The sequence below is a fragment of the Vibrio mangrovi genome (assembly GCF_024346955.1).
Lineage (GTDB): Bacteria > Pseudomonadota > Gammaproteobacteria > Enterobacterales > Vibrionaceae > Vibrio > Vibrio mangrovi.
In genome coordinates, this window is record NZ_AP024883.1 from 754,260 (window position 1) to 778,839 (window position 24,580).

Below are 24,580 nucleotides of genomic sequence, written 5' to 3' on the forward strand. Positions count from 1 at the left end.
TCACAATGGCGGAAGTGAAATTTAAGAAGTTAGAGAAGGTTTATTCGAACGGTTTTAAAGCGGTTCATGGCGTCGACTTAACCATAAACGATGGTGAGTTTATGGTGATTGTCGGACCTTCAGGATGTGCGAAATCGACCACGTTACGGATGCTGGCCGGGCTGGAAAATGTGACCGGCGGAGAGATTGTTATCGGCGGAAGGGTTGTGAACAATCTGGCACCGAAAGATCGCGGCATTGCGATGGTTTTCCAGAATTACGCGCTGTATCCGCATATGACGGTGCGGGAAAATCTGGGGTTTGGTCTGAAGCTGCAAAAACTACCCAAGCAGGAGATAGACCAACGGGTTGAAGAAGCGGCCAATATTCTTGAAATTGAAGAGCTGCTCGATCGTCTGCCAAGACAGCTTTCCGGAGGTCAGGCTCAGCGTGTTGCCGTCGGACGGGCCATTGTGAAAAAACCGGATGTATTTTTATTTGATGAGCCGCTTTCAAATCTGGATGCAAAACTCCGGGCATCGATGCGGGTCCGGATTACCGATTTGCACCGCCATCTGAAAAGTGGAAATAACCCTGCGACAGCTGTTTATGTCACCCATGATCAGACCGAAGCCATGACCATGGGCGACCGGATCTGTGTCATGAAGCAGGGAGAAATCATGCAGGTCGATACCCCGGATGAACTTTATAACAATCCGGTCAATATGTTTGTTGCCGGGTTCATCGGTGCGCCGGAAATGAATATGTGCGAAGTCATGATCTTTGAACAGGGCGATGACATGTTTATTCAACTGGAAGAGCAATCGTTGCGCCTGCCGAATCATAAGGCCGACTTCATCCGCAGAAATGGTTACCAGAATACCATGATGGGGATTCGCCCGGATAGTATCACTCTGGCACTGACTGAACCCGAAGCCCATCAGCAAACCATTATCGGTGATGTGATCCGTATGGAAAACATGGGCCATGAAGTGTATGTCCACTTCCGCATCGGCCGGCAGGAATTTATCGCCCGGGTGCCGATCGATGATGTCCGGGATAAGCTCGATATGAAATTACAGACGGGTGTGACTTTTGTGGTCGACATGAATAAAGCTCACATCTTCGACAAGGAGACGGAAAAGAATATCTCAATACAACAATAAATGAATTGGAGAACAACAATAAACTAATCTGGAGACAAATCCATGAATAAAAAGGTACTGACTACACTGATTTCTGCCGTAATTGCAACCGCATCCATGGCCGTACAGGCACAGACTGAATTGCGGATGTCGTGGTGGGGTGGGAACAACCGCCACCAGGCAACCCTTCAGGCTTTGGAAAAATTTCAGGAAAAATACCCGGACATTGAAGTTAAAGCTGAATATACCGGCTGGGATGGGCATTTATCCCGTTTGACAACCCAAATTGCCGGAAATACCGAGCCGGATGTCATGCAAACCAACTGGAACTGGATGCCGATTTTCTCCCGGGATGGGAAAGGTTTCTACGATATGAATGCTCAGGCTGATGCTTTGCATTTGTTTGATTTCCCCGGGTCGCTTGGTTTGACAACTATTGATGGGAAACTGAATGGATTGCCGGTGAGTATGACTTCCCGGGTGTTCTTCTACAACAAAGATATGTGGGCAAAAGCCGGTGTCAGTTACCCGAGATCATGGGATGAGTTGATGAAAGTCGGGCTGGCTTTCAAACAAAAACTCGGTGATGATTATTATCCGTTAGTGGTTGAGGCCCGGGATGTCTTTGCGATGAACCGATCTTATGTCATCCAGAAATATGGCAAAGATATCATCAATCATGACACCAATCTGATCAATTTCAATCAAGAGGAAATGGCGCAATTCTTCCAGCTTTATGTCGATCAGGTGAAGAACCATCTTTTCCCATCAACCAAAGAGTTTGCCTCCTATGGTAAGGGAAACATGTACGAGATGCGTCCGTGGATCGACGGCCGTTTTGGCGGACTCTATATGTGGGATACTGCGATAGGGAAATACTCAGCCAACCTCGCACCTCCGATGCAGTTGGAATTAGGGCCATACCCGATGCTTGATCATGCCACCGATTCAGGGCTACTTACCAGACCTTCGATGATGTTCTCTATCGGACGAAATACAAAACATCCGAAAGAAGCCGCGTTGCTAGTGGACTTTCTGCTCAATGATCCGGATGGAGTCAAAGCGATGGGACTAGCCCGTGGTATGCCGATCAGCCTCGCTGGATTCAAAATATTGCAGGATGCCGGTCAGGTCGATGATCAAAGTCTTGCGTATCAGGGCTTTCGTTTAGCTCAACAGTTGCCGAAGAAAATTATTCCGACACCATATACCGATAATGCTCAGTTGCTTGAGCTGTTTGAAGAATCGATGCAACAACTGGATTATGGTCAGACTGATGTGAATGGTGCGGCGAAAGACTTCCTGCGCCGGGGGAACCGGATTCTGAAGCGCATCGCAAAATAAAATTCTTATCCTGGCAATGTTTATGTTCTGGCAAAGCACCTGTTGATGGGGCTTTGCCTGTTTTGCTGTTAGGGCACTGTCTTATCAACGGCAATGTCTGTTCTGAATTGGAGAAATATCATGTCTGAATTCCGAAGCTCCCGGCTCGCTATCGTGACACGCTTTTATCAACAGGCGCTGGCACTGGCTCATTCTGAGCATTCCCCGCTTCTGGCGGATGGGATTTGTGTGACTACCGGGGAACCGGTCTGCTGGACCTATCCGGATGGAAGACGTGCTCCAATGAGCAATTTTGCCAGCCAGCAGAATCTGATGCGGGGACTGACAGCGATGAGTGTGGTGACCGGAGACGATAACTTCCGGCAGCAGGCACAACAGATTGCCGCATATTTTCTTGATCATTATGTGGATGAAGAAAGTGGGTTGTTTCAATGGGGTGGGCATCTGTTTGTTCATCTGAATTCCGGGCATCCGGAAGGGCCGGAAAGTAAAGCCCGGGTACATGAGCTGAAGCATCATTTTCCCTATTATGATTTACTCCATCAGATTCGCCCGGAAGTGACGCAAAATTATCTGAAAGGCTTCTGGGCTGCCCACGTTACGGATTGGGAAAAACTCGATTTGACCCGACATGGTGAATATGAGCAATCATTTCCACAAGATATTTTTCAGCGATATCGCCCTGAGGCGGTCGTTGATCCGTCCTTATGGCCTCAGCTACCTGAAACGGTTGGTCTGACTTTTGTGAATGCATCGACTGATTTGATTTATGCCGCGGTGCACTACTATCGCTACACCGGAGATCAGGATGCGCTGCAGTGGGCGAAACACCTGTATCGGCAGTTTGTGCTGGCTCGTCATCCTGAAACCGGTATGCCGGTTTACCAGTTTTCTTCCCCAATGCAGCGGGAGCCGGTGCCGGATGATGATCGTTTGACTTATTCCTGGTTCGGTGACCGGGCCGCCCGCCAGTTTGGACCAGAATTTGGTGGTATTGCCCGGGAAGCTAATGTTTTGTTCCGGGATTGCTGGCCGCTCATTGTTGATAATCCGCTGGCAATGATGACTTGTGCACAACAAGTTCAGGATCAGCAATGGCTGGACTGGGTTGCCGATGGACTGAAATCTTATTTCCGCTATGCCTGGGATGAAAAAGCCAATCAAATGATCCCGATGTGGAATGATGGACAGGATATGACGGGATACACTTTTGTCCGGGATGGCTATTATGGAAACAAAGGAACAACGTTGTCCCGGTTGCCGGCAGATCCTGCTTATCTGTTACCGCTGGTGAAAGCTGCGCTTCTGACAAATGACACCGAGCTGTATGGGCTGGTTGCCCGTATGTTTGCCCGTTTCGGTTTAGGAGAAATGGATGCGGCCACGCTGGTTCCTGTCCGTATTGCTACAGAAACTTCGTTTGCATCCGCATATCTGATTTTTGCTTTGCTTGAGTTAAACCAGCAGCATCCGTATCCGGACCTGTTACGTTTGGCTGATGTTGTGGCCGGGAATTTACTGGAACAGCATTATCATGCGGGCAGTGGACTGTTTATGGCGCATCCTCAGCATGATAATGCCCGATTGGATGATCCGGTTCCATACGCACTACTGGCCATCGAAGCTGCATATCAGCAGAATTATGATCAAATTCCGCCACTGTTTTCTACGGGAGGATACTTACATGGAGAGCAGCGCATTGCCGGAGAAATTAAAGTTGTTTATGACCGGGATGTTATCTATAGCCAGCCTTATCCTGAGATGGCGATGTCGACGGAGTCTGCATCGTGAGTGAAACATCGTTATCTATGACTAAACCTGCGCCCCGGAGACGTTTCCGTTTCTGGTTAAGAGAGCGGCACTTGGTGTTGTTCAGGCGTGATATCTGGCCATTTGCCTGGCCTATTTTTATTGAACTTTCGTGTGTGGTTATGATGGGGATCATCAGCACTGTGCTGGTGAGCCGACTCGGTGCGGAAGAAACCGCAGCTGTTGGGATTACCGACAGTGTCACCTGGATCGTGATTTCAGTTCTGACTGCCATCGCACTTGGTGGTTCGGTTGTGATTGCTCAGGCTTTCGGGCGTTCGGATCGGGAGAAAGCGTTGGATTGTGCCAGTCAGGTTGTGACGTTAGGCGTTGTGATTAGTCTGGTTGCCTTGTTGATTATCCACTTCTTTGTTTCCCCGATTTTATCGGTTGTTGCTTATGGAGCAGCAACTCAGGTTGTCGATTTCAGTGAGCTTTATCTCCGGCTGGTGGCATACAGTTATCCGGCACTGGCAATCACGCTGGCAGGGAGTGGTGTATTACGGGCTATTGGGAACTCCCGCTTACCAGCGATTAGTAATATTATGATGAACCTACTGAATATCTTGTTCAGTTATCCACTGATATATGGATTCAATGAGTTTTTCCCCGGCAGCTGGACAGGACTGGGACTGGTTGGAGCCGGAATCGGAATTATTGCAGCCAGATGGTCCGGAGCACTACTTATTCTGGTCTGTCTGGTCAGAAATACCACATTGAAAGTCCGGCTACGGCAATACTTTCGTCCATTCCAGCGGGAAACGATGGTTGATATTCTGGCGGTCGGTATTCCGGCCAGTGTTGAGTCGTTAATGTTTAATCTGGGAAAACTGATCACGCAGATCATGGTTGCGGGGATGGGAACTGTCGCTATGGCCGGGAATGTGGTGACATTTTCGGTGCTACTGTTATTGAATATTCCCGGTAACACGCTGGCGATGACTGCGACGGTTTTGATCGGCAAACGTCTGGGGCAGCAGAAACCGAATGTGGCTTATCAGGAAATGAAGCTGATTTTCTGGATCGCAACTGTATTGCTGACACTTTTTGCATTAGTGATTGTTCCGGTCGCAGAAAATGTTGCCCGTTTTTATACCACTGATACTGCTGTGGTCGAGGTGGTGACTGAACTGTTGCTCATCAATGCACTGATGATTCCTATCTGGGCAGCATCTTTTGTGTTGCCTTCTGCATTTAAGGGAGCAAAAGACGCAACTTTCTGTATGTGGGTGGCGATTGCAAGTATGTGGGGTGGACGGATCATTCTGGGATATATTCTTGGGATCACGTTGAATATGAATATCTATGGTATCTGGCTTGGTATGTATGCTGACTGGTGGGTGCGTGGGATCATCTATTTCTATCGTATGATCACTAAACGTTGGTTATCAGTCTATTACCGGAAAAGCACCTGAGATATCTCAGGTGCTTTGCTTACCATAACCATTCAGATAATCAGATACTTTGTCAGAATGGTATTACTTTGATGGGGATGAGATATCAACTGATGACCGTAGCAACTTCTTTGACAAGTGTAGCCAGCTCATCCCATTTTTCTTCATTGATCAGTTTATTGGGAACCATCCAGGTTCCGCCACAGGCAAGCACGTTGGGAATATCCAGATAGCTTTTAACATTCTGAGGATTGACTCCGCCGGTTGGCATAAAGCGAACCGGATAAACCGCAGACATTGCTTTGATCATTGCTGTGCCACCGGAAGGCTCGGCAGGGAAAAACTTCAGTGTTTTCAGCCCCATTTCCATTGCCTGTTCAACCAGACTAGGGTTATTGATTCCCGGAACAATAGTAATTTGTCGTTGCTGGCAATATTTTACGGTTGTTGGGTTGAAGCCCGGACTGACAATAAAGTCAGCTCCGGCAGCGATTGCAGCGTCAACCTGAGCTGTTGTCAGAACGGTTCCGGCACCAATTAACATTTCCGGGTAAGCTTCACGCATACTGGCAATGGCCTGAGCCGCTTGCTCTGTCCGGAAAGTGATTTCAGCACAGGGAAGGCCATTTTCTATGAGTACCTGAGCTAGTTTTACCGCTTTTTGTGCATCGTCTAGCGCGATAACCGGGACAACCCGGATCTCTTCTAACTGCTGTTCGAGTGTTTTCATCTTCTTTTCCTTGTTACAACAGATCTGGTGATCAACCAGTCATGTTAACTTTGACCCTCAATGACAGGATCTTCAATAACGGGCATATTTTGTCTGGGAATGATTGCTCCACGATGCTGAATCACTTGTCCGGCAACTTTATGGGCTGTCCGGGCTGCTGATTCACATGTATTTCCCAAAAGACGGGCGGCGAGATATCCAGCGCTGAAAGAATCTCCGGCCGCAGTGGTATCGACAATCTGTTTGACTGGCGTTGGAGAAACATCCCACTGAGATGAACCCTGAATAACGATACAGGCATCTCCACCTTGTTTGATGATGATCTCTTTGACACCGAATTGGCGGGTTCGCTCTACAGTTTGGGAAACTTGTGTATCCCCCCAGAGTGCGGTTTCATCATCGAAAGTCAGAAACGCGAAATCTGTGATGGATAAGATTTGTGTGTACCAGTGCTGTGCTTCTGCGGTGCTGTGCCATAGTGCAGGGCGGAAATTATTATCAAATGCTATAGAGATTCCGTCCTGATGGCAGAGACGAAGAGATTCGAGCAAGGCTTCCCGGCAGTCCATCGGCAGAATGGCCAGACTAATGCCGCTGAGGTAAATTAAACCGTGGCGGGCAAGTCGGGCGGCAAGCTCTGCTGGCGTCTGATCCCGTAACCAGTATTTGGCGGCAGAGTCATTGCGCCAGTAGTAAAAACTTCGTTCGCCGTCTGCCGCGGTTTCTATGGCATAAATACCGGGTAACTTATCGGGTGAGCGGGAAACCATATCGGTACAAATACCTTCCTGCTGCCATGCCTGTAACATATCCTGGCTGAAGGGATCTTTGCCTAACCCTGTGACATAAGATGTGGTAATGCCTTGTGAGTGGGTCAGGCGTGAAAGATAGATAGCGGTGTTCAGTGTATCACCACCAAATCCCTGTTCGACCCCGTTGTCGGATCGTCTTAATTCAACCATGCATTCGCCAATAATGGCGACTTGAGTTATCGGCAACATAAAAGCTCCTGAGTACAGCCGGATAGTCAGACTATTTTATTTTCTGTTGCCAAAAAAATAAAACAATGGTTCATAAATTGTGATAAAGATCCTCGGTTCTTTGATTTTAAGCAAGGCTCGACACTAATTCGGTGCATATTTCCCTGAGAGTTTCTGACAGGTTAACCAGCGATGAAAAAGCTGAGGCCACTCTCCTGCCGGGAGGTGCTTTGCTTTATTGATACCAAACCCGTGTTTACCTTGCCCGAATAGGTGCATATCTACCGGGATATGATGATTTCGTAGTGCCTGCCATAACAGGAGGCTATTGTTCACACTGACTGCATCATCATCAGCTGCATGCAGCAGGAAACACGGTGGAACATCTGTATGGATATGATATTCGACAGAGTATCGATCGATTTGCTCCTGAGTCGGAACATTTCCTAGTAATCGCTCCATGGTTCCCTGATGCCGATTATCTTCTCGCATAGAGACAACCGGGTATATCAGGGCGGCGAAATCAGGCCGGGCACTATGTTGGTCGATTTCATCCGTTGTTGTCCCGAATGTTTCGGAATAGCGGGTCAGTAACTGACCTGATAAGTGTCCTCCGGCAGAAAATCCCATAATACCGACATATCTCAGGCTCCACTGTTCTGCATGATGCCGAACCCAGCGTATTGCCCGTTGAGCATCGGCCAGAGGCGTATCCGAACCGAATTCATGACCTTCTCCGGGAAAACGGTAAGAGCAGACAAATACGGTATAGCCCATGGTGACGAGTGTTTTGGCAACAGCAATCCCCTCATTATCAATGGCAAGCTTCATGTATCCGCCACCCGGAAAAACCACAACGCCGATACCGTTTGGTGTTTCCGGGTGGAAGACCATACATTCCGGATTCTGAACTCCGGTAATAATTCGGTCAGGAATGTCCGGGCTTAGAGTACGTTCTGTCACTTCCGGCGGACAGGTTCCGGGTGGAAGAGTAACAGGCCAGATAGGCTGAACAGTGCAGGATGTTTCTAGTTGTCTGAGGGTTTGCAGAGGTGTCTGGGGCGTTTCATTCATAGAGATATCTCAGGTTATTAATGTGCCGTTTATTTATACACTATCATTTTTTATATGTGACATTTTTGAGGTATTTTCATGGGTTGGAAGAAAAAGAATAAAAAAAGTCAGCCCATGGCAGGCTGACAAAGTACTGATTCCCAATAATTTGAGAGATCGATCAGTAAAGAAAAGAAACTATTTCAGCAGAGAGCGAACGTATTCTGCAATTTCTGGTTTCTTACAATTGTCGAAGAAACATTCCTGAAAACGAGGACCTGACACAGCTGTTTTGACCAGCTCTTGATCAATGGCCTGCAACGTATCAAGGTAGTTATCTTTGACGACAGCGGATTTGACCTGATTCAGAATACCGGCATTCTGTTTTTGTGGAACGGCGCGGTCCAGAGGATATCCTTGTCCACGCTCACCGGTTGTAAATGCTTTTTCAAAAATATAACGGATGTTCAGTTCTGCTCCCCAGCCATAACCTTTGGCGAACGCCAGAGACAGGGCATTACCGTTGTTGATTTGGTTGAACAGAAACGCATCAGAAGGTTCCAGACAGTAACCACAGACGACACCTGGGTGGATGTTGAGTGACATCATTGCACCTTGTCCTGTCCCACATCCTGCAACGACGAAATCGACTGCTTCTGAATTTAAGAGGATGCTCGCCATAATGCCGAGATGAATATAGGTCAGGTGGTGATCTTTCTCATCACTCATACCAACGTTATAGACTGAGTCGCCCTGAGGAGTGACCACCTGAGTCAGTTCATTCAGTACGACTGAGTTTTTGGCAGCCTGACTATTTTCCATCATTAACGCGATTTTCATGTTTTATGCTCCTGCGGCCGGTGCCGCGATGTAGATTCTATGAATTGATGAAATCTTGTCGCATCGGTGTAAAATTATCGAGCAGCACACCTGGTTCGATACATACACACCCATGCATTACATTGGGTTTTTTGTAGAGAACATCACCGGCTTTAACGATTTTCGTTTCGTCATCAATCGTAAATTCAAATTCACCGGACAGGACATAGGTTAGCTGTTCGTGGGGATGATTGTGCATCGCACCGACAGCACCTTTTTCGAAATGAACTTCGACTGTCATGATGTTATCGCTGTAGGCAAGTATTTTTCGTGACACGCCACTGCCAAGATCTTCCAGCGCGATATCCTGGTTATAAACAAACATTTTTTCCCTCTTTCTTCAATGTGACCGAAGGACTGTGGGAACCCGTAAGGATTCCCTTCTTAACTGTGGATTTACGGTTAACGTGCCAGCCAGCCGCCATCAACAGCAATGGTATAGCCATTAATATAATCTGAGGCAGAAGATGCCAGGAATACACAAGGTCCGGCTAAATCTTCAGGAAGTCCCCAACGGGCAGCAGGAATACGTTCAACAATCTCTTGGTTACGTGCTTCATCAGCCCGGAGTGCAGCGGTATTATTTGTTGCCATATAACCGGGGGCAATCGCATTAACATTGATCCGATCTTTTGCCCATTCATTGGCCATCAGACGGGTGATGCCCATAACGCCGCTTTTTGAAGCTGTATATGAAGGAACACGGATGCCGCCCTGAAAAGACAACATGGAAGCAATATTGATGATTTTACCGCCAGTGCCTTGAGCAATAAACTGTTTTGCAACTGCCTGAGACATAAAGAAGACTGATTTTACGTTGATGTCCATGACATCATCCCAGTCTTTTTCTGAAAATTCGATCGCATCATTACGGCGGATAATTCCGGCATTGTTTACCAGTATATCGATGTGTCCCAGTTCAGTGACCGCGCGGTCAATAATTGCAGGGACATCGTCCAGTTTCATTAGGTTTGCCCGAATATCAATGAATTTCCGGCCCAGAGACTGAACTTTTTCAATTGTTTCTGTGGGTTCAGCGATGTTAACACCAACAATATCACAGCCTGCACCTGCTAAACCTAATGCCATTCCTTGCCCCAATCCTGTGTCACATCCCGTGACAATTGCAACCTTTCCTTGCAGGTTAAATGAATCGAGAATCATATCTGCTTCCTCCAGTGGTATCTTGCATCGTGAATAAATAATGACATGCTCACGTTTCGTGTGAGTAACATTACACAAAAATATTTTGACTGGCAATTTTTTTTGAAACGCTTTTTCATAAAATATGATTTGCATCTTTATTTTTGTCAATTCTGAGACTGGTTCTAAATTTTTGAAATGGCTTTTTTAAATTACTGGCTCTCTGAATTCTCTTGGTTATAATGAAAGAAAAAATTATTTGAGGAATAGATAATTCATGCAGAAATCGACCCAGCCAGAAGCCGTATCTTCGGTGTTGAAAGTATTTAGTATTCTTCAGGCATTAGGTGAGCAGAAAGAAATCGGAGTGTCTGAGTTGTCTCAACGTTTGATGATGTCTAAAGCGACGACCTATCGTTTTCTGCAAACCATGAAGTCACTGGGATATATTTCTCAGGAAGGGGAAGCCGATAAATATTCTCTGACGCTGAAGTTGTTTGAATTAGGTGCCAAATCATTAGAATATGTTGATCTTGTTTCTCTGGCTGATAAAGAAATGCATTGTATTTCTGAGAAAACCAATGAAGCGGTGCATCTCGGAGCTTTGGATGAAAACGCAATTATCTATATTCATAAGATTGATTCGGGCTATAACCTGAGAATGCAGTCTCGAATCGGGCGGCGTAATCCCCTTTACAGTACAGCGATCGGGAAGGTTTTACTTTCAGAACGGGATGAATCTTTTGTTCGTCAGGTACTGGAATCTGTTGAATTTGTGAAACATACCGACAAGACTCTGGAAAATGTTGATCAGCTATTGTCTGAACTGACTTATGTCAGAGAGCGGCATTTCGCCGAAGATAATGAAGAACAGGAATCCGGGCTGCGTTGTCTTGCTGCTCCGATTTATGATCGTTTCGGTAATATTATTGCCGGGTTATCGATTTCATTCCCGACGATCCGTTTTGATGAAAAACGGATGTCTTATTATGTCGGGTTGCTTCAGCAAGCGGGTAAAAATATTTCTGAACATCTCGGATATCATCAATATCCGGCATAACCGATGGATGATATTGGTTTTTGAAAATGGCAGCGATTCGCTGCCATTTTTTATGGATGATTTTTTGCGCGTCCACTTTTCTTTGTTCCGGTGACTATTTAGGATGGATGATTCGGAATTGTTGCTCTTTTGTTCCGATGACTGCTTTACCACAAAACTAAAAGGAATAGACATGGAATTACATGAGTCTTTGAGTCAGCGTGTCGGAGTGCTGCTTTCTGCATGTCACGATGTCTTGGCTACTGCTGAATCGTGTACCGGGGGAGGCATCGCGACAGCGATTACGGCTATTGCGGGAAGTTCTGCCTGGTTTGACCGGGCGTTTGTGACCTATAGCAATGAGGCAAAGATGGAAATGCTCGGTGTTCAGCCGGAAACACTCACGAAGTGGGGAGCTGTCAGTGAAGCAACAGCCCGTGAAATGGCTGAAGGTGCGGTGCAACACTCGCGGGCGTCTATTGCGATCTCTGTGAGCGGGATTGCCGGACCCGGAGGTGGAAGCGCAGAAAAACCTGTGGGGACGGTCTGTTTTGCCTGGAAGGCTCAGTCTGGTTGGGAGAAGATCGAAACCGTGCACTTTTCCGGAGATCGGACGCAAATTCGGTCACAGGCTGTTTACCATGCGTTGAAGACACTACATGATTATCTGGAAGAACGACTCGCAGAATAGTGTTTAATTCAGTGATTATATAACCAGATTAGTTAGTGCTGGTGGGTTTAGTTTAAATTTTGTTCAGTTCCCTAATCCGGTCAGGAAAATTTATCAGCAGGTCTGGACACTGTATGAATTTACAGTATAATCACTTCACACATTTCGGGTAAATCCCATAGACTTAATATCTAAAAAGTGACTGTCTGGAGAAAGTAATGGACGAGAACAAGCAAAAAGCACTGGCCGCCGCACTGGGACAAATTGAGAAGCAGTTTGGTAAAGGGTCAATCATGCGTCTTGGTGATAACCGTGCCATGGATGTTGAAACTATTCCTACCGGCTCACTTTCTCTGGATATTGCTTTAGGTGCCGGTGGGCTGCCGATGGGCCGGATCGTTGAGATCTACGGACCTGAGTCTTCAGGTAAGACAACTCTCACACTAGAAGTGATCGCAGCAGCACAACGTGAAGGAAAAACTTGTGCGTTTATCGATGCAGAGCACGCTTTGGATCCTGTTTATGCGAAGAAACTGGGGGTTGATATTGATGCTTTGCTCGTATCTCAGCCTGACACTGGTGAACAAGCTCTGGAGATCTGTGATGCATTGGCTCGTTCCGGCGCAATTGATGTAATGGTTGTTGACTCGGTTGCTGCTCTGACACCAAAAGCAGAGATTGAAGGTGAGATGGGCGACAGTCACATGGGATTACAGGCGCGGATGCTGTCTCAGGCAATGCGTAAGTTAACCGGAAATCTGAAGCAGTCGAACTGTATGTGTATATTTATCAACCAGATCCGGATGAAAATAGGTGTGATGTTCGGTAACCCGGAAACAACTACGGGTGGTAACGCGCTGAAGTTCTATGCTTCAGTTCGTCTTGACATTCGTCGTACCGGTTCGATTAAAGAAGGTGACGAAGTCGTCGGTAATGAAACCCGGATTAAAGTTGTGAAGAACAAGATTGCGGCACCATTTAAAGAGGCAAACACACAGATCATGTATGGTCAGGGATTTAACCGTGAAGGTGAACTGGTTGATTTAGGTGTGAAACATAAACTGGTTGAGAAGGCTGGTGCCTGGTACAGCTACAACGGTGACAAGATTGGTCAGGGTAAAGCCAACGCTTGCAAATACTTGCGTGAAAATCCTGAAGTAGCGAAGGTTATCGACAGCAAAATTCGGGAAATGTTGCTGAGTAACAATGCAATTCCTGAAGAAGGCAATGACGGCATTGAACAGACATTCCAGCAAGAAGAAGAGATTTAATTCAGTATTTACCGTGAATTCAATCCGGCCCTGCATCTATGCGGGGCTTTTTTGTAAGGAGGTTTTGTATGTACCGAGAGCGTTCCAGATCATGTCTGGAAACTGCTGTTCAATTGCTGAGTCGCCGGGATCATGGCCGGGCAGAGTTGTTCCGTAAGCTCCTCACAAAAGGGTTTGCTGAGGATGAAGTGAGTCATGCAATTCAGTCTTGTGAACAACATGGCTATCTGGATGATACCCGCTATGTGCAGGGAATGATTCGGCATCATATCGCTAAAGGTCATGGTGAATTGAGAATTCAGCAAACATTGAAGCAAAAGCAGATTGATGAAACGGTTGTTGCTGAACAACTGGCTCTGACAGATGTTGACTGGTTTGAATTGGCAAGGTCCACGGCAGAAAGAAAGTTCGGTGAGCAGATTACGACGAAGGATCCGAAAGTCTACGCGAAACAGGTACGTTTTTTACAGTACCGGGGGTTTAACTTTGAACAGATTCAATATGCACTGGATTCTCGTGACCAGTGATTCTGCTTATATTTTCAACTGAGTGGACGATGAAATTAATTTCTGTCTGAAACGTTTTTCACGAATCTCACCTTGATGCTATCCGCTTTATTTACTTCTCTTTTACGCTTCGAAAACAAAACTAGGCGAACAGTTATCCATGCTTTACAATAGGGCGCAAAATTTTAGTTGAATCTTTGAATATTTCAGGAATAGCGCATGTACATGAGCACTGACGAGGTTCGCCGGGCGTTCCTCTCGTTCTTTGAGACAAAAGGACACCAAATCGTAGACAGTTCATCTTTGGTCCCTGCCAACGATCCAACACTGCTATTCACGAATGCGGGTATGAACCAGTTTAAGGACTGTTTTCTTGGCTTGGAAAAGCGCGATTATACCCGTGCTGTTACAGCTCAGCGCTGTGTTCGGGCTGGTGGAAAACATAACGATCTGGAAAATGTCGGTTTTACCGCCCGGCACCATACATTTTTTGAAATGTTGGGTAACTTTAGTTTCGGTGATTATTTTAAGAAAGACGCAATCCATTATGCGTGGGAATTTCTGACCGAAGTACTGAAGCTGCCTCAGGATCGTCTGCTGGTTACGGTCTATCAGACTGATGATGAAGCTTTTGATATCTGGCATAACCAGATTGGCCTGTCTGCTGATCGTATTATCCGTATTGGCGATAAAAAGGGCGGTAAGCCTTATGAGTCTGATAACTTCTGGCAAATGGGTGATACCGGACCATGTGGCCCATGTTCTGAAATCTTCTATGATCACGGTGACAGTATCTGGGGCGGTCCTCCGGGATCTCCTGAAGAAGACGGTGACCGGTTTATTGAAATCTGGAACAACGTTTTCATGCAGTATAATCGCCATGCTGACGGAACTATGGAGCCATTACCTAAGCCTTCGGTTGACACTGGTATGGGGATTGAGCGGATATCTGCAATTATGCAGAATGTTCATTCAAACTATGAGATCGATGTATTCCAGACTCTGATCAAAGATGCTGCACAGGTGATTGGTTACGAAGACTTATCAAATCAGTCTCTGCGTGTGGTTGCTGACCATATTCGCTCTTGTGCTTTCTTAATTGTTGATGGTGTGGTGCCTTCTAATGAAGGTCGTGGTTATGTACTGCGTCGTATTATTCGTCGCGCTGTCCGGCATGGCAACAAACTGGGTGCTCAGGGTGCATTCTTCCATAAACTGGTTGGCCCGTTGGCTGAAATTATGGGAAGTGCCGGTGTTGAATTGAAGAAACAGCAGGCTGTAGTTGAAAAAGTGCTTCGTATTGAAGAAGAAAACTTTGGTCGGACGCTTGAACGTGGCATGTCCATTCTGAATGAAGCTCTGGAAAATCTGGATGGAAAAGTTCTTGATGGTGAAACGGTATTCAAGCTTTACGATACCTACGGTTTCCCTGCGGATCTGACTAATGACGTTGTGCGTGAACACGGGCTAAGCATTGATGAAGTCGGTTTTGAAATGGCGATGGAAGCGCAGCGTCAGCGGGCTCGCGATGCAGGTCAGTTTGGCACGGATTACAACGCAACCATCAAAGTTGATGCATCAAGCCATTTTTGTGGTTATGAGGGTACCGAAGGCCAGGGAAAAATCGTGGCAATATACCTTCACGGTGAGCCTGTTGAAACCCTGTCTTCTGGTGATCAGGCTGCTCTTGTTCTGGATGATACGCCGTTTTATGCCGAATCTGGTGGTCAGTGCGGCGATACTGGTGTGATCCGGACAGATTCCGGTGCATTCCAGGTTGCGGATACCCAGAAACTTGGGAGTGCAATCATCCATTATGGATCTCTGACTGAAGGGGTTTTGAATCAAGGAGATACAGCAGCGGCATTGGTTGATGCTAAAAGAAGAGCTGCGACATCGCTGAACCACTCGGCAACTCACTTGCTGCATGAAGCGTTGCGCCGGATTCTTGGGGATCATGTTACCCAGAAAGGATCATTGGTCAGAGCCGAAAACTTACGTTTTGATTTCTCTCATATGGAAGCGGTAACCATGGAAGAGTTGAAAGAAGTTGAACGCATGGTGAACCAGCATATCCGTAGAAACCATACAATTGAAACCAATATCATGGGACTTGATGAGGCCAAAGCAAAAGGAGCAATGGCTTTGTTTGGGGAAAAATATGACACCAAAGTCCGGGTATTGTCGATGGGTGATTTCTCTACAGAATTGTGTGGTGGTGTCCACGCAAGCAGTACCGGTGACATCGGTGTGTTCAAAATTGTGTCCGAGAGTGGTATTGCTGCTGGCGTCCGTCGGATTGAAGCTGTAACTGGTGAAGCTGCGTTAGATGCAATTGATGAACAGCAAGCATCTTATGAAGCGAAGCTTTCTGAAGCGGCTCAGAAAACCAGACAACTGGAAAAAGAAATCCAGCAGATGAAAGATAAACTGGCATCTCAGGCTAGTTCAAATCTGCTTCAGCAGGCGAAAGAGATTTCCGGTGTTAAAGTTCTGGTTGCTCAGCTACAGGGAGCGGATAATAAATCGCTTCGGGGTATGGTTGATGAGCTGAAAAATCAGCTGGGAAGCGGAATTATCATGCTTGGAAATGTTAATGACGACAAAGTCGGATTGATTGCCGGTGTGACAAAAGATCTGACTGCTCAGGTGAAAGCTGGTGAGTTAGTCAATATGGTTGCTCAGCAGGTTGGCGGTAAAGGTGGCGGTCGTCCTGATATGGCTCAGGCTGGAGGGAGTGATGTGAATGCATTACCTCAGGCGCTGGCATCTGTTGAATCTTGGATTGAATCCAAGTTGTGATGTGATCAACATGTAACTTTACATTGATTCAAAATAATTCTTTATTCCTGACCAAGTGGTTTAATTGGCGTCTAAACTAAGCTGATAAACTACTTGGTTTTGTTTTTATATTAATGTTTTTATAGCAATGTTGTTTGTTGCAACGTTGCTTTGTACTGAATGAGGCTACAACCGGAGTGGTTGGGCTGCATTCTCAATGAGACTTTGTCTTGGGAAGGTGACGACTGGTGAAAAATCCCCTTATAGTTCAAAAGTTTGGTGGGACATCTATGGGTTCCGTAGAGAGAATCCATTTGGTTGCACAACATGTGATCGATGCTAAAAATGATGGTAATCAGGTTGTGGTGGTTGTATCTGCCATGTCTGGTGAAACCAATCGGTTATTAGATTTAGCCCATCAGGTTGATAAAGTTCCAAACGCTCGGGAGCTGGATGTGATTTTATCGGCAGGAGAGCAGGTATCAATGGCTCTTCTGGCAATGACGCTGAATAAAATGGGGTATTCAGCGCGTTCATTCACAGGCACCCAGCTTGGTATTGTTACGACAAACCAGCATAACGATGCGACGATCCAGAAAGCAGATACAGCCAAGATACAACAACTGCTGGATGAAGATATGATCGTTATTGTGGCTGGTTTTCAGGGAGTCAATGAAAATGGCGATATCACAACCTTAGGGCGTGGTGGTTCTGATACGACCGCAGTGACACTAGCCGGAATGCTGGCAGCGGATGAATGCCAGATATTTACCGATGTTGACGGGATCTACAGTTGTGATCCAAGAATTGTCGGGAATGCCCGGAAGCTGGAGGTCGTCGATTTTCCTTCGATGGAAGAGATGGCAAGAAAAGGAGCTAAGGTGCTTCACTTGCCTTGTGTGCAGTATGCCTGGCAGTATCAGGTTCCGTTGAGGGTTTTATCAACATTTGAACAGAATGAGGGAACGCTTATCCGCGGTGATACCACACAACATGATGTATGTGGTATCGCTATTCAGAAAAATATGATGAAGCTGAGCTTTGAACCTCATCATTTTGATACCGTCCTGAAACAGTGTCATCTGTTAGGAATCGATGTATGGAATGTGATCGGGGATACAGAATTTACAGCTTTGCTGATTAAACAGGATGCTAGTGCGAAGTTGACACTGGTGTTTGGAGACAAAATCCGTAATAGTAAGCCCGTTAGCTTACTGACGATTGTCGGCAAGAGAGCGAACGATTTGGTTGAATCAACATATCAATTGCTTTGTTCTGCCAATATTCTGATAGACAGCGGTTATTCTGATAACTTATCTCATAGTCTGGTGATTGCACCCGAACAAATAGATAAAGCAGCAAATGTTATCCATGAGGCTTATGTTATTTCTGGATCATTTGTTGATCATGGGCCCAAACAACGTTTTATGGGCTGATTTTGTATGAGAAAGTTTACCTCAATATAGTTTTTAATAGATAATAATGTAGTTAAGGCAAAACAGAGATGACTCAAGGAGCCAAAGAATGCTAATTTTGACTCGCCGCGTAGGCGAAACGCTCATGATAGGTGATGAAGTCACAGTAACTGTACTCGGTGTGAAAGGCAACCAAGTGAGAATTGGTGTCAATGCTCCCAAAGAAGTATCTGTCCACCGTGAAGAGATCTACATGCGTATTCAGGCAGAAAAAGGTGGTAATGGTAGTTCGGGTACTCCGAGTTATTAATCCATTATTGAAAGGCTGGCGATGATTATTCTGCCAGCTTTTTTGTCTTGTCCGGAACGTGATGGTTTTCTCTATCTTCCTGTTCCTCATACCAATGATTGCCTATTTGAAAAATGTATCTGCTTGTTCTCTGATGCCGGCAGGATATATTGAATGGTGATAAAAGAATCAATTCATTTCACTTTGATTAAATAGGCAACGTTTGACGCATTTTTTCCTGATTTTTCCAAGAAAATGTTTGACATATTTTTGGTAAATCGTAATATGTGCCTCCGCAAGACGGTGAGGTGGCCGAGAGGCTGAAGGCGCTCCCCTGCTAAGGGAGTATACGGTTTGTAGCCGTATCGAGGGTTCGAATCCCTCCCTCACCGCCATGTCTTGTTTGACAAATAAAGTATTGCGCGCTCGTAGCTCAGCTGGATAGAGTACCTGGCTACGAACCAGGCGGTCGAAGGTTCGAATCCTTCCGAGCGCGCCACTTTGTTTATGTGTTGTGGTGAGGTGGCCGAGAGGCTGAAGGCGCTCCCCTGCTAAGGGAGTATACGGTTTGTAGCCGTATCGAGGGTTCGAATCCCTCCCTCACCGCCATTGTCCTTATCAGGCTATGGTTCATTTCAACACAGGGTCAATTGATTGAAGTTATTGCGCGCTCGTAGCTCAGCTGGATAGAGTACCTGGCTACGAACCAGGCGGTCGAAGGTTCGAATCCTTCCGAGCGCGCCACTTTAATTTTGACTACAATATCAGTGAATTGATTTTACAGTGCGCTCGTAGCTCAGCTGGATAGAGTACCTGGCTACGAACCAGGCGGTCGAAGGTTCGAATCCTTCCGAGCGCGCCATACTTCATTTCACACGATATACAGATTATCAGCGCGCTCGTAGCTCAGCTGGATAGAGTACCTGGCTACGAACCAGGCGGTCGAAGGTTCGAATCCTTCCGAGCGCGCCATTTCTGCTTATTCCTATCATCTCTTTTTCCTTATATATTGATAAGTTATTCATTTATCTGTTTCCTGAATTGTTTCTGTTTTTCTATCTTCCTCTCAGCATTTGAATAAATTTTATTCGATACTCGGTCATGTTGAATTTTCTGATGTGATGCTTTTTTAGCCTGACTTGCAAAATAGAGTTAGGCTAAGCGGAGCTATGTCTCGAAATATCAACATCGTCTTGGATTGTATGCTTTTATGTTTGACTTTTTCTGGGAAAAGTTGGTGAATGGTGGTGGATTTGGCTTACTTTTCACCAGCGGTGTATGGTATCTCGACAATTTTATATTGTGAGAGCGTGCATCCTGAAACAAAGGTTTGAAAGAGAAAGTCTGTTCCGGGTTTGTTTATAGGGATATTTAAACAAACCATCGTCTACCCGAGAAAACATATTAGAAGGAAATATAATGAGTCATATAGGAAGCTTACTGTCGGAAGCTACTACCTTAATGATGACAGGAATGCTGGTTGTCTTCGCGTTTCTGACCATGATGGTTTTTCTGGTCAGTCTGATGTCCCGGCTTGTTCCTAAAGAGACACCACCGTTATCCCCAGCCGGAAGCAAGTCTGCACAGACACCAATCAATTCAACGGATGTTAGCCCTCAGGTTGTTGCTGCTATTTCAGCAGCTGTACACCAATATCGCTCATCAGCAAAACATAAATAGTTATTATAAATAGGAGTGTTGTATGTCTAATCCATTGGCACTTACTGATGTGGTTCTTCGTGATGCACATCAGTCTTTGTTTGCGACACGGATGCGAGTTGAAGATATGTTACCAATCGCATCTGCGCTTGATCAGGTTGGTTATTGGTCTTTGGAAACCTGGGGTGGCGCGACTTTCGATTCTTGTATTCGCTTTTTGGGAGAAGATCCATGGGAGCGTTTACGGACACTGAAACAAGCGATGCCGAATACACCGATGCAAATGCTTTTGCGTGGTCAGAATCTATTGGGATACCGTCATTATGCCGATGACGTTGTCGAAAAGTTTGTTGAACGGGCTCACCGGAACGGTATGGATGTCTTCCGGATTTTTGATGCCATGAATGATGTGCGTAACTTCGAGAAGGCCGTCAAATCGACCATCGATGTCGGAGCTCATGCTCAAGGGACACTTTCTTATACGACAAGCCCGGTTCATAACATTGAGATGTGGGTCGATCTGGCCAAAAGACTGGAAGATCTTGGCTGTCATTCTTTGTGTATTAAAGATATGTCCGGCTTACTGAAGCCTTATGAGGCTGATACTTTAATCCGTAGGATCAAAGAAGCCTGCGATGTGCCGCTGGCACTTCACTGCCATGCGACCACAGGATTGTCGGTGGCGACTGCTGTGAAAGCCGTAGAAGCCGGAATCGATATTTTAGATACCGCGATTTCATCAATGAGTCAGACTTATGGTCATACGCCGACAGAAACTGTTGTAGCTATGCTGGATGGAACCGAGCGGGATACCGGGCTTTCTCTTGAACAACTGGAACCGATTGCTTCCTATTTCAGAGATGTTCGTAAGAAATATGCTAAATGGGAAGGACAGTTGAAAGGTGTTGATTCCCGAATTCTAATTGCTCAGGTTCCTGGTGGAATGCTGACCAATATGGAAGGACAGCTGAAAGATCAGGGGGCGGCAGATCGAATTGATGAAGTTTTGGCGGAAATTCCGAAAGTTCGTCAGGATCTGGGATATATCCCGTTAGTGACACCAACTTCTCAGATTGTTGGTACTCAGGCGGTCATTAATGTTTTGATGGGAGAACGCTATAAAAGTATCACCAAAGAAACCGCAGGCGTTTTGAAAGGTGAGTATGGGGCAGCTCCTGCACCTGTGAATGCTGAACTTCAGGCCCGGGTTCTGGAAGGAAGTGAACCGATTACTTGTCGTCCGGCTGATTTGCTGGAGCCTGAAATGGCACACCTGACCAATGAATTGACAGAAAAAGCCAAGACCGAAGGAATTTCTCTGGCTGAGTCCGTTGTCGATGACGTTTTAACTTATGCATTATTCCCTCAGGTTGGCTTGAAGTTCCTGAAAAACAGAAACAACCCGGAAGCCTTTGAACCGGTACCTTCTGCTGAAAATGCCAAGGTGAAACCAGCACCAGCAGCACCTGTGGCTGGTGGCATTGAAACTTATAGTGTGAAAGTGGATGGAAGGGTGTATGAAGTTGAAGTCGGCCCTCAAGGGCAACTGGCTTCAGTCACACCTGCATCCGCTCCTGCACCACAACAAGCAACCCCGGTAACCGGGAATGATGCGGAGATGGTTCCTGCTCCTCTGGCTGGTACGATTTTTAAAGTGAACGCTTTACCCGGAGATCAGGTGAGTGCCGGAGATGTACTGATTGTGCTCGAAGCAATGAAAATGGAAACTGAAGTTCGTGCTGCTAAAAGTGGTATTGTTCAGGACGTTTTGGTGAAAGAAGGTGATACGGTTAATGTCGGTTCACCTCTGTTCAGTCTGGCATAAGGGTGAATCATGGAAGGATTACTAACCTTATGGGCTGAAACCGGAATTGCAAACTTCGAGTTTGGCCAGATCTGCATGATTCTTGTCGGCTGTTTGTTGTTATTCCTGGCCGTTGCTAAAGGGTTTGAACCCTTATTGCTGCTTCCTATCGGTTTTGGGGCTATTCTATCGAATATTCCCAATGCCGGTTTTACGGAACCGGGAGGATTACTCTACTACATCTATCATGTCGGTATAGAATCAGGTGTTTTTCCTCTGTTGATCTTTATGGGGGTTGGTGCCCTGACAGATTTCGGAGCATTGATTGCCAACCCGAAGACACTATGGTTAGGCGCTGCTGCTCAACTGGGAATTTTTGCAACCCTGATTGGTGCTATCCTGCTTAACTTGATCCCGGGAATGGAGTTTTCCATGGCGGATGCTTCATCGATCGCTATCATTGGTGGCGCTGATGGGCCGACAGCGATATTCCTGGCAAGTCGTTTGTCTCCCGATTTGCTGGGAGCGATTGCTGTTGCAGCATATAGCTATATGGCTTTGGTGCCGATCATCCAGCCTCCGATTATGAAAGCGTTGACCACACCTGCGGAGCGCCAGATAAAAATGGCGCAATTACGCCATGTCGGAAGATTAGAGAAAATTTTCTTCCCAATGCTGGTGTTGTTGATGACGGTTCTCTTTTTACCATCAGCGACGCCGTTGGTCGGTATGTTCTGTCTGGGGAATCTGATGCGGGAAGTAGGGGTTGTCGAACGTTTATCGAAAACAGCCCAGAATGAGTTGATCAATATTGTGACAATATTCCTTGGGTTAGGCGTTGGTTCCAAATTACAGTCCGATAAGTTTCTGAACCTTGAAACTTTGGGAATTCTCGCTTTGGGAGCGATTGCATTCAGTATTGGAACTGCAGGCGGTGTTTTGATGGCTAAGTTATTAAATAAGCTGTCTAAAGAGGAGATTAACCCATTGATCGGTGCTGCTGGTGTATCTGCTGTGCCTATGGCTGCCCGGGTTGTAAATAAGGTCGGTTTGCAGTCAAATCCCCACAACTTCTTGCTGATGCACGCAATGGGACCTAATGTTGCCGGAGTTCTCGGCTCTGCGGTTGCTGCCGGGATTCTTTTAGCGCTAGTCGGTTAATATTTCTGCAAATTTATCGTCAGAGGTTCACGGTAAAGCGTAAAATGATATATATTCAAAGGAATACCTTCGGGTATTCCTTTTATTTTTACATCAGTATGGGCAAGTAAAGGAACTTTGGATATGGATAACAAGCAAATTGCGATAACCCGGTTTGGTGACGAAGATGTTTTGGCTATTCAATCAAATTCGATCCCTGAACCCGGAGCAGGAGAAGTCTTGGTAAAAGTTGCTTTCGCCGGTATCAATCCGATTGATGTAAAAACCAGATCCGGGCTTGGATGGGCCGCAGATCAGAATAAAGATAAACTGCCCTGGGTTCCCGGTTATGATATTTCCGGGACGGTTGTACGGTGTGGTGAAGAAGCTGTACGGTTTCAGGTTGCAGACCAGGTCGCTGGTTTTATTGGGTTTCCGTTGAAAGGCGGAGGTTATAGCCAGTATATTAGTGTACCTGAAAGTGAACTGAGTTATGTTCCTCCGTCTGTAACACTGGAAGCTGCTGCTGTTCTGCCGTTGGCAGGGCAAACTGCGGTTCAGGCACTGAATAAAGCGCAGGTGAAAGAAGGTGATCGGGTTTTAATTCTTGCCGGAGCTGGTGGTGTCGGTCATTTGGCTGTTCAGATTGCCGTTGCAGCTAAAGCTGAGGTCTATACAACCTGTAGTGAAGAAAATCTCGATTATCTGGCAACATTAGGCGCTCATGCTATTAATTATAATTTTGCTCCGGTATCAGAACGGCTGGAAGATGTTGATGTTCTGATCGATTTAGTTGGCGGTCAGACTGCACTTGATGCATTGAAATGTCTGAGAGATCAGGCAACGGTTGTCACTGTGCCAACCATTACGGCAGAGATGATTTGTGAAAAGGCGAAATTATTGGGTTTTCATGCCATGGGGATGCTGGTTGATCCGGATCCTGAACAGCTGGACACCATGCTTTATATGGTGGGAGTTGGATTACTGAAAACAGAAATTCAGCATGTTTACCCGATGAATGAAGTTCAGGAAGCTCACCGCCAGGTTGCTACCGGTCATACCCGGGGCAAGATTTTACTTGATATGCAATGTTAGAGTTTTTGGAGACATTTTTTTCCGGTTTTGGTCTGTCTCTACAGGAATCGGCGCTTTGGGCATTATTTATTGGTGGTTTCCTGAGCGCGACAATTCTACCGGGCGGTTCTGAAGCCGCCCTGATTGCTACCCTCAACCTTCATCAGTATCCGACTTCTACCATCATCGCAGTAGCTACTCTGGGCAATACGCTCGGTGGCATGGTGAATTATTGGATAGGAATGTGGTTACCTAACCGAACTCAGGAAAGTAAACGAGGTCAGAAGTCTTTAGCCTGGTTAAGAAAGTATGGATACTGGGCTCTGTTATTCAGTTGGTTACCTGTCATTGGTGACGCAATGTGTATTGCTGCAGGCTGGCTTCGGATGCATTTTTTCCCGTCAATGTTTCTGATTCTGATTGGCAAAGCGATTCGATACGCGATGCTGGCTGCGTTGTTTTTTGGTATTTTCTAA

Annotated in this window: 22 protein-coding genes and 6 tRNA genes; 22 read left to right on the forward strand and 6 right to left on the reverse strand. The window is 46.2% G+C overall.

What is annotated here, in order from left to right:
* Positions 1-5 precede the first annotated feature (5 nt).
* The 4 genes from OCU74_RS03350 to OCU74_RS03365 all read left to right on the forward strand — a co-directional run bounded on the left by OCU74_RS03350 (position 6) and on the right by OCU74_RS03365 (position 5,692).
* Positions 6-1,145 (forward strand): ABC transporter ATP-binding protein, encoded by a 1,140-nt coding sequence (locus OCU74_RS03350; RefSeq protein ID WP_087480245.1) that lies wholly within the window; start codon positions 6-8, stop codon positions 1,143-1,145.
* A 42-nt stretch (positions 1,146-1,187) separates the two neighbouring features.
* Positions 1,188-2,468: an ABC transporter substrate-binding protein gene (locus OCU74_RS03355; RefSeq protein WP_087480246.1), complete on the forward strand. Its 1,281-nt coding sequence runs from the start codon at positions 1,188-1,190 to the stop codon at positions 2,466-2,468.
* A 120-nt stretch (positions 2,469-2,588) separates the two neighbouring features.
* Positions 2,589-4,259 (forward strand): pectate lyase, encoded by a 1,671-nt coding sequence (locus OCU74_RS03360; protein ID WP_087480247.1) that lies wholly within the window; start codon positions 2,589-2,591, stop codon positions 4,257-4,259.
* Positions 4,256-5,692, forward strand: a complete 1,437-nt coding sequence (locus OCU74_RS03365) for an EmmdR/YeeO family multidrug/toxin efflux MATE transporter (protein ID WP_234993561.1) — start codon at positions 4,256-4,258, stop codon at positions 5,690-5,692. Before OCU74_RS03360 ends, OCU74_RS03365 begins: the two co-directional genes overlap by 4 nt.
* Before the next feature lie 85 nt (positions 5,693-5,777).
* On the opposite strand, the gene OCU74_RS03370 is transcribed toward OCU74_RS03365, so the two are convergent.
* The 6 genes from OCU74_RS03370 to kduD all read right to left on the reverse strand — a co-directional run bounded on the left by OCU74_RS03370 (position 5,778) and on the right by kduD (position 10,477).
* A complete protein-coding gene (locus OCU74_RS03370) occupies positions 5,778-6,401 on the reverse strand; it encodes a bifunctional 4-hydroxy-2-oxoglutarate aldolase/2-dehydro-3-deoxy-phosphogluconate aldolase (RefSeq protein WP_087480248.1) in 624 nt (207 codons plus the stop codon).
* A gap of 44 nt (positions 6,402-6,445) precedes the next feature.
* On the reverse strand, positions 6,446-7,402 hold the full coding sequence (locus tag OCU74_RS03375; RefSeq protein WP_087480249.1) for a 2-dehydro-3-deoxygluconokinase: 957 nt from the start codon (positions 7,400-7,402) through the stop codon (positions 6,446-6,448).
* Positions 7,403-7,525: 123 nt separating this feature from the next.
* On the reverse strand, positions 7,526-8,455 hold the full coding sequence (locus OCU74_RS03380; protein ID WP_087480250.1) for an alpha/beta hydrolase: 930 nt from the start codon (positions 8,453-8,455) through the stop codon (positions 7,526-7,528).
* A gap of 177 nt (positions 8,456-8,632) precedes the next feature.
* A complete protein-coding gene (locus OCU74_RS03385; RefSeq protein WP_087480251.1) occupies positions 8,633-9,274 on the reverse strand; it encodes an RpiB/LacA/LacB family sugar-phosphate isomerase in 642 nt (213 codons plus the stop codon).
* Between the two features lie 37 nt (positions 9,275-9,311).
* On the reverse strand, positions 9,312-9,638 hold the full coding sequence (locus OCU74_RS03390) for a cupin domain-containing protein (protein ID WP_087480252.1): 327 nt from the start codon (positions 9,636-9,638) through the stop codon (positions 9,312-9,314).
* A 77-nt stretch (positions 9,639-9,715) separates the two neighbouring features.
* Positions 9,716-10,477 carry a 2-dehydro-3-deoxy-D-gluconate 5-dehydrogenase KduD gene (kduD, locus tag OCU74_RS03395; RefSeq protein ID WP_087480253.1) on the reverse strand — a complete coding sequence of 254 codons (762 nt, stop codon included), beginning with the start codon at positions 10,475-10,477 and terminating at the stop codon, positions 9,716-9,718.
* A gap of 256 nt (positions 10,478-10,733) precedes the next feature.
* Here kduD and kdgR point away from each other — a divergent pair, with 256 nt between their 5' ends.
* The 18 genes from kdgR (at position 10,734) to OCU74_RS03485 (ending at position 24,580) form a co-directional block, all read left to right on the forward strand.
* On the forward strand, positions 10,734-11,516 hold the full coding sequence (gene kdgR, locus OCU74_RS03400) for a DNA-binding transcriptional regulator KdgR (protein ID WP_087480254.1): 783 nt from the start codon (positions 10,734-10,736) through the stop codon (positions 11,514-11,516).
* Positions 11,517-11,688: 172 nt separating this feature from the next.
* Positions 11,689-12,186, forward strand: a complete 498-nt coding sequence (locus OCU74_RS03405; protein ID WP_087480255.1) for a CinA family protein — start codon at positions 11,689-11,691, stop codon at positions 12,184-12,186.
* A gap of 197 nt (positions 12,187-12,383) precedes the next feature.
* Positions 12,384-13,436, forward strand: coding sequence for a recombinase RecA (recA, locus tag OCU74_RS03410; protein WP_087480256.1), 1,053 nt, complete (start codon positions 12,384-12,386; stop codon positions 13,434-13,436).
* A gap of 68 nt (positions 13,437-13,504) precedes the next feature.
* Positions 13,505-13,963, forward strand: coding sequence for a recombination regulator RecX (gene recX, locus OCU74_RS03415; protein ID WP_087480257.1), 459 nt, complete (start codon positions 13,505-13,507; stop codon positions 13,961-13,963).
* A gap of 198 nt (positions 13,964-14,161) precedes the next feature.
* A complete protein-coding gene (gene alaS, locus OCU74_RS03420; RefSeq protein WP_087480258.1) occupies positions 14,162-16,744 on the forward strand; it encodes an alanine--tRNA ligase in 2,583 nt (860 codons plus the stop codon).
* 227 nt (positions 16,745-16,971) lie between these two features.
* Positions 16,972-18,159, forward strand: a complete 1,188-nt coding sequence (locus tag OCU74_RS03425) for an aspartate kinase (RefSeq protein ID WP_087480259.1) — start codon at positions 16,972-16,974, stop codon at positions 18,157-18,159.
* 88 nt (positions 18,160-18,247) lie between these two features.
* Entirely contained in the window at positions 18,248-18,448 is a 201-nt protein-coding gene (gene csrA, locus OCU74_RS03430; RefSeq protein ID WP_077334767.1) for a carbon storage regulator CsrA, read from the forward strand.
* A 281-nt stretch (positions 18,449-18,729) separates the two neighbouring features.
* Positions 18,730-18,822 (forward strand) — tRNA-Ser (locus OCU74_RS03435).
* A 27-nt stretch (positions 18,823-18,849) separates the two neighbouring features.
* Positions 18,850-18,926: transfer RNA gene (locus OCU74_RS03440), tRNA-Arg, on the forward strand.
* A gap of 17 nt (positions 18,927-18,943) precedes the next feature.
* Positions 18,944-19,036: transfer RNA gene (locus OCU74_RS03445), tRNA-Ser, on the forward strand.
* A gap of 58 nt (positions 19,037-19,094) precedes the next feature.
* Positions 19,095-19,171 (forward strand) — tRNA-Arg (locus OCU74_RS03450).
* A gap of 41 nt (positions 19,172-19,212) precedes the next feature.
* Positions 19,213-19,289, forward strand: a tRNA-Arg gene (locus OCU74_RS03455).
* A gap of 33 nt (positions 19,290-19,322) precedes the next feature.
* Positions 19,323-19,399 (forward strand) — tRNA-Arg (locus OCU74_RS03460).
* Positions 19,400-19,846: 447 nt separating this feature from the next.
* On the forward strand, positions 19,847-20,107 hold the full coding sequence (locus tag OCU74_RS03465; protein ID WP_087480260.1) for an oxaloacetate decarboxylase subunit gamma: 261 nt from the start codon (positions 19,847-19,849) through the stop codon (positions 20,105-20,107).
* Positions 20,108-20,129: 22 nt separating this feature from the next.
* The gene (gene oadA / locus OCU74_RS03470) at positions 20,130-21,911 is read left to right on the forward strand and encodes a sodium-extruding oxaloacetate decarboxylase subunit alpha (protein WP_087480261.1); all 1,782 of its coding nucleotides are present in this window, start codon (positions 20,130-20,132) and stop codon (positions 21,909-21,911) included.
* Positions 21,912-21,920: 9 nt separating this feature from the next.
* Complete coding sequence (locus tag OCU74_RS03475) at positions 21,921-23,051, forward strand: sodium ion-translocating decarboxylase subunit beta (RefSeq protein ID WP_087480262.1); 1,131 nt, start codon at positions 21,921-21,923, stop codon at positions 23,049-23,051.
* A gap of 123 nt (positions 23,052-23,174) precedes the next feature.
* The gene (locus OCU74_RS03480) at positions 23,175-24,125 is read left to right on the forward strand and encodes an NADP-dependent oxidoreductase (protein WP_087480263.1); all 951 of its coding nucleotides are present in this window, start codon (positions 23,175-23,177) and stop codon (positions 24,123-24,125) included.
* Complete coding sequence (locus OCU74_RS03485) at positions 24,119-24,580, forward strand: YqaA family protein (RefSeq protein ID WP_087480264.1); 462 nt, start codon at positions 24,119-24,121, stop codon at positions 24,578-24,580. Before OCU74_RS03480 ends, OCU74_RS03485 begins: the two co-directional genes overlap by 7 nt.

Bases quoted from the DNA above. Each gene is read 5' to 3' on its own strand.
- OCU74_RS03350 (WP_087480245.1), top strand. From the start codon at position 6: ATGGCGGAAGTGAAATTTAAGAAGTTAGAGAAGGTTTATTCGAACGGT.
- OCU74_RS03355 (WP_087480246.1), top strand. From the start codon at position 1,188: ATGAATAAAAAGGTACTGACTACACTGATTTCTGCCGTAATTGCAACC.
- OCU74_RS03360 (WP_087480247.1), top strand. From the start codon at position 2,589: ATGTCTGAATTCCGAAGCTCCCGGCTCGCTATCGTGACACGCTTTTAT.
- OCU74_RS03370 (WP_087480248.1), bottom strand. From the start codon at position 6,401: ATGAAAACACTCGAACAGCAGTTAGAAGAGATCCGGGTTGTCCCGGTT.
- OCU74_RS03375 (WP_087480249.1), bottom strand. From the start codon at position 7,402: ATGTTGCCGATAACTCAAGTCGCCATTATTGGCGAATGCATGGTTGAA.
- OCU74_RS03380 (WP_087480250.1), bottom strand. From the start codon at position 8,455: ATGAATGAAACGCCCCAGACACCTCTGCAAACCCTCAGACAACTAGAA.
- OCU74_RS03385 (WP_087480251.1), bottom strand. From the start codon at position 9,274: ATGAAAATCGCGTTAATGATGGAAAATAGTCAGGCTGCCAAAAACTCA.
- OCU74_RS03390 (WP_087480252.1), bottom strand. From the start codon at position 9,638: ATGTTTGTTTATAACCAGGATATCGCGCTGGAAGATCTTGGCAGTGGC.
- kduD (WP_087480253.1), bottom strand. From the start codon at position 10,477: ATGATTCTCGATTCATTTAACCTGCAAGGAAAGGTTGCAATTGTCACG.
- kdgR (WP_087480254.1), top strand. From the start codon at position 10,734: ATGCAGAAATCGACCCAGCCAGAAGCCGTATCTTCGGTGTTGAAAGTA.
- OCU74_RS03405 (WP_087480255.1), top strand. From the start codon at position 11,689: ATGGAATTACATGAGTCTTTGAGTCAGCGTGTCGGAGTGCTGCTTTCT.
- recA (WP_087480256.1), top strand. From the start codon at position 12,384: ATGGACGAGAACAAGCAAAAAGCACTGGCCGCCGCACTGGGACAAATT.
- recX (WP_087480257.1), top strand. From the start codon at position 13,505: ATGTACCGAGAGCGTTCCAGATCATGTCTGGAAACTGCTGTTCAATTG.
- alaS (WP_087480258.1), top strand. From the start codon at position 14,162: ATGTACATGAGCACTGACGAGGTTCGCCGGGCGTTCCTCTCGTTCTTT.
- csrA (WP_077334767.1), top strand. From the start codon at position 18,248: ATGCTAATTTTGACTCGCCGCGTAGGCGAAACGCTCATGATAGGTGAT.
- OCU74_RS03465 (WP_087480260.1), top strand. From the start codon at position 19,847: ATGAGTCATATAGGAAGCTTACTGTCGGAAGCTACTACCTTAATGATG.
- oadA (WP_087480261.1), top strand. From the start codon at position 20,130: ATGTCTAATCCATTGGCACTTACTGATGTGGTTCTTCGTGATGCACAT.
- OCU74_RS03475 (WP_087480262.1), top strand. From the start codon at position 21,921: ATGGAAGGATTACTAACCTTATGGGCTGAAACCGGAATTGCAAACTTC.
- OCU74_RS03480 (WP_087480263.1), top strand. From the start codon at position 23,175: ATGGATAACAAGCAAATTGCGATAACCCGGTTTGGTGACGAAGATGTT.
- OCU74_RS03485 (WP_087480264.1), top strand. From the start codon at position 24,119: ATGTTAGAGTTTTTGGAGACATTTTTTTCCGGTTTTGGTCTGTCTCTA.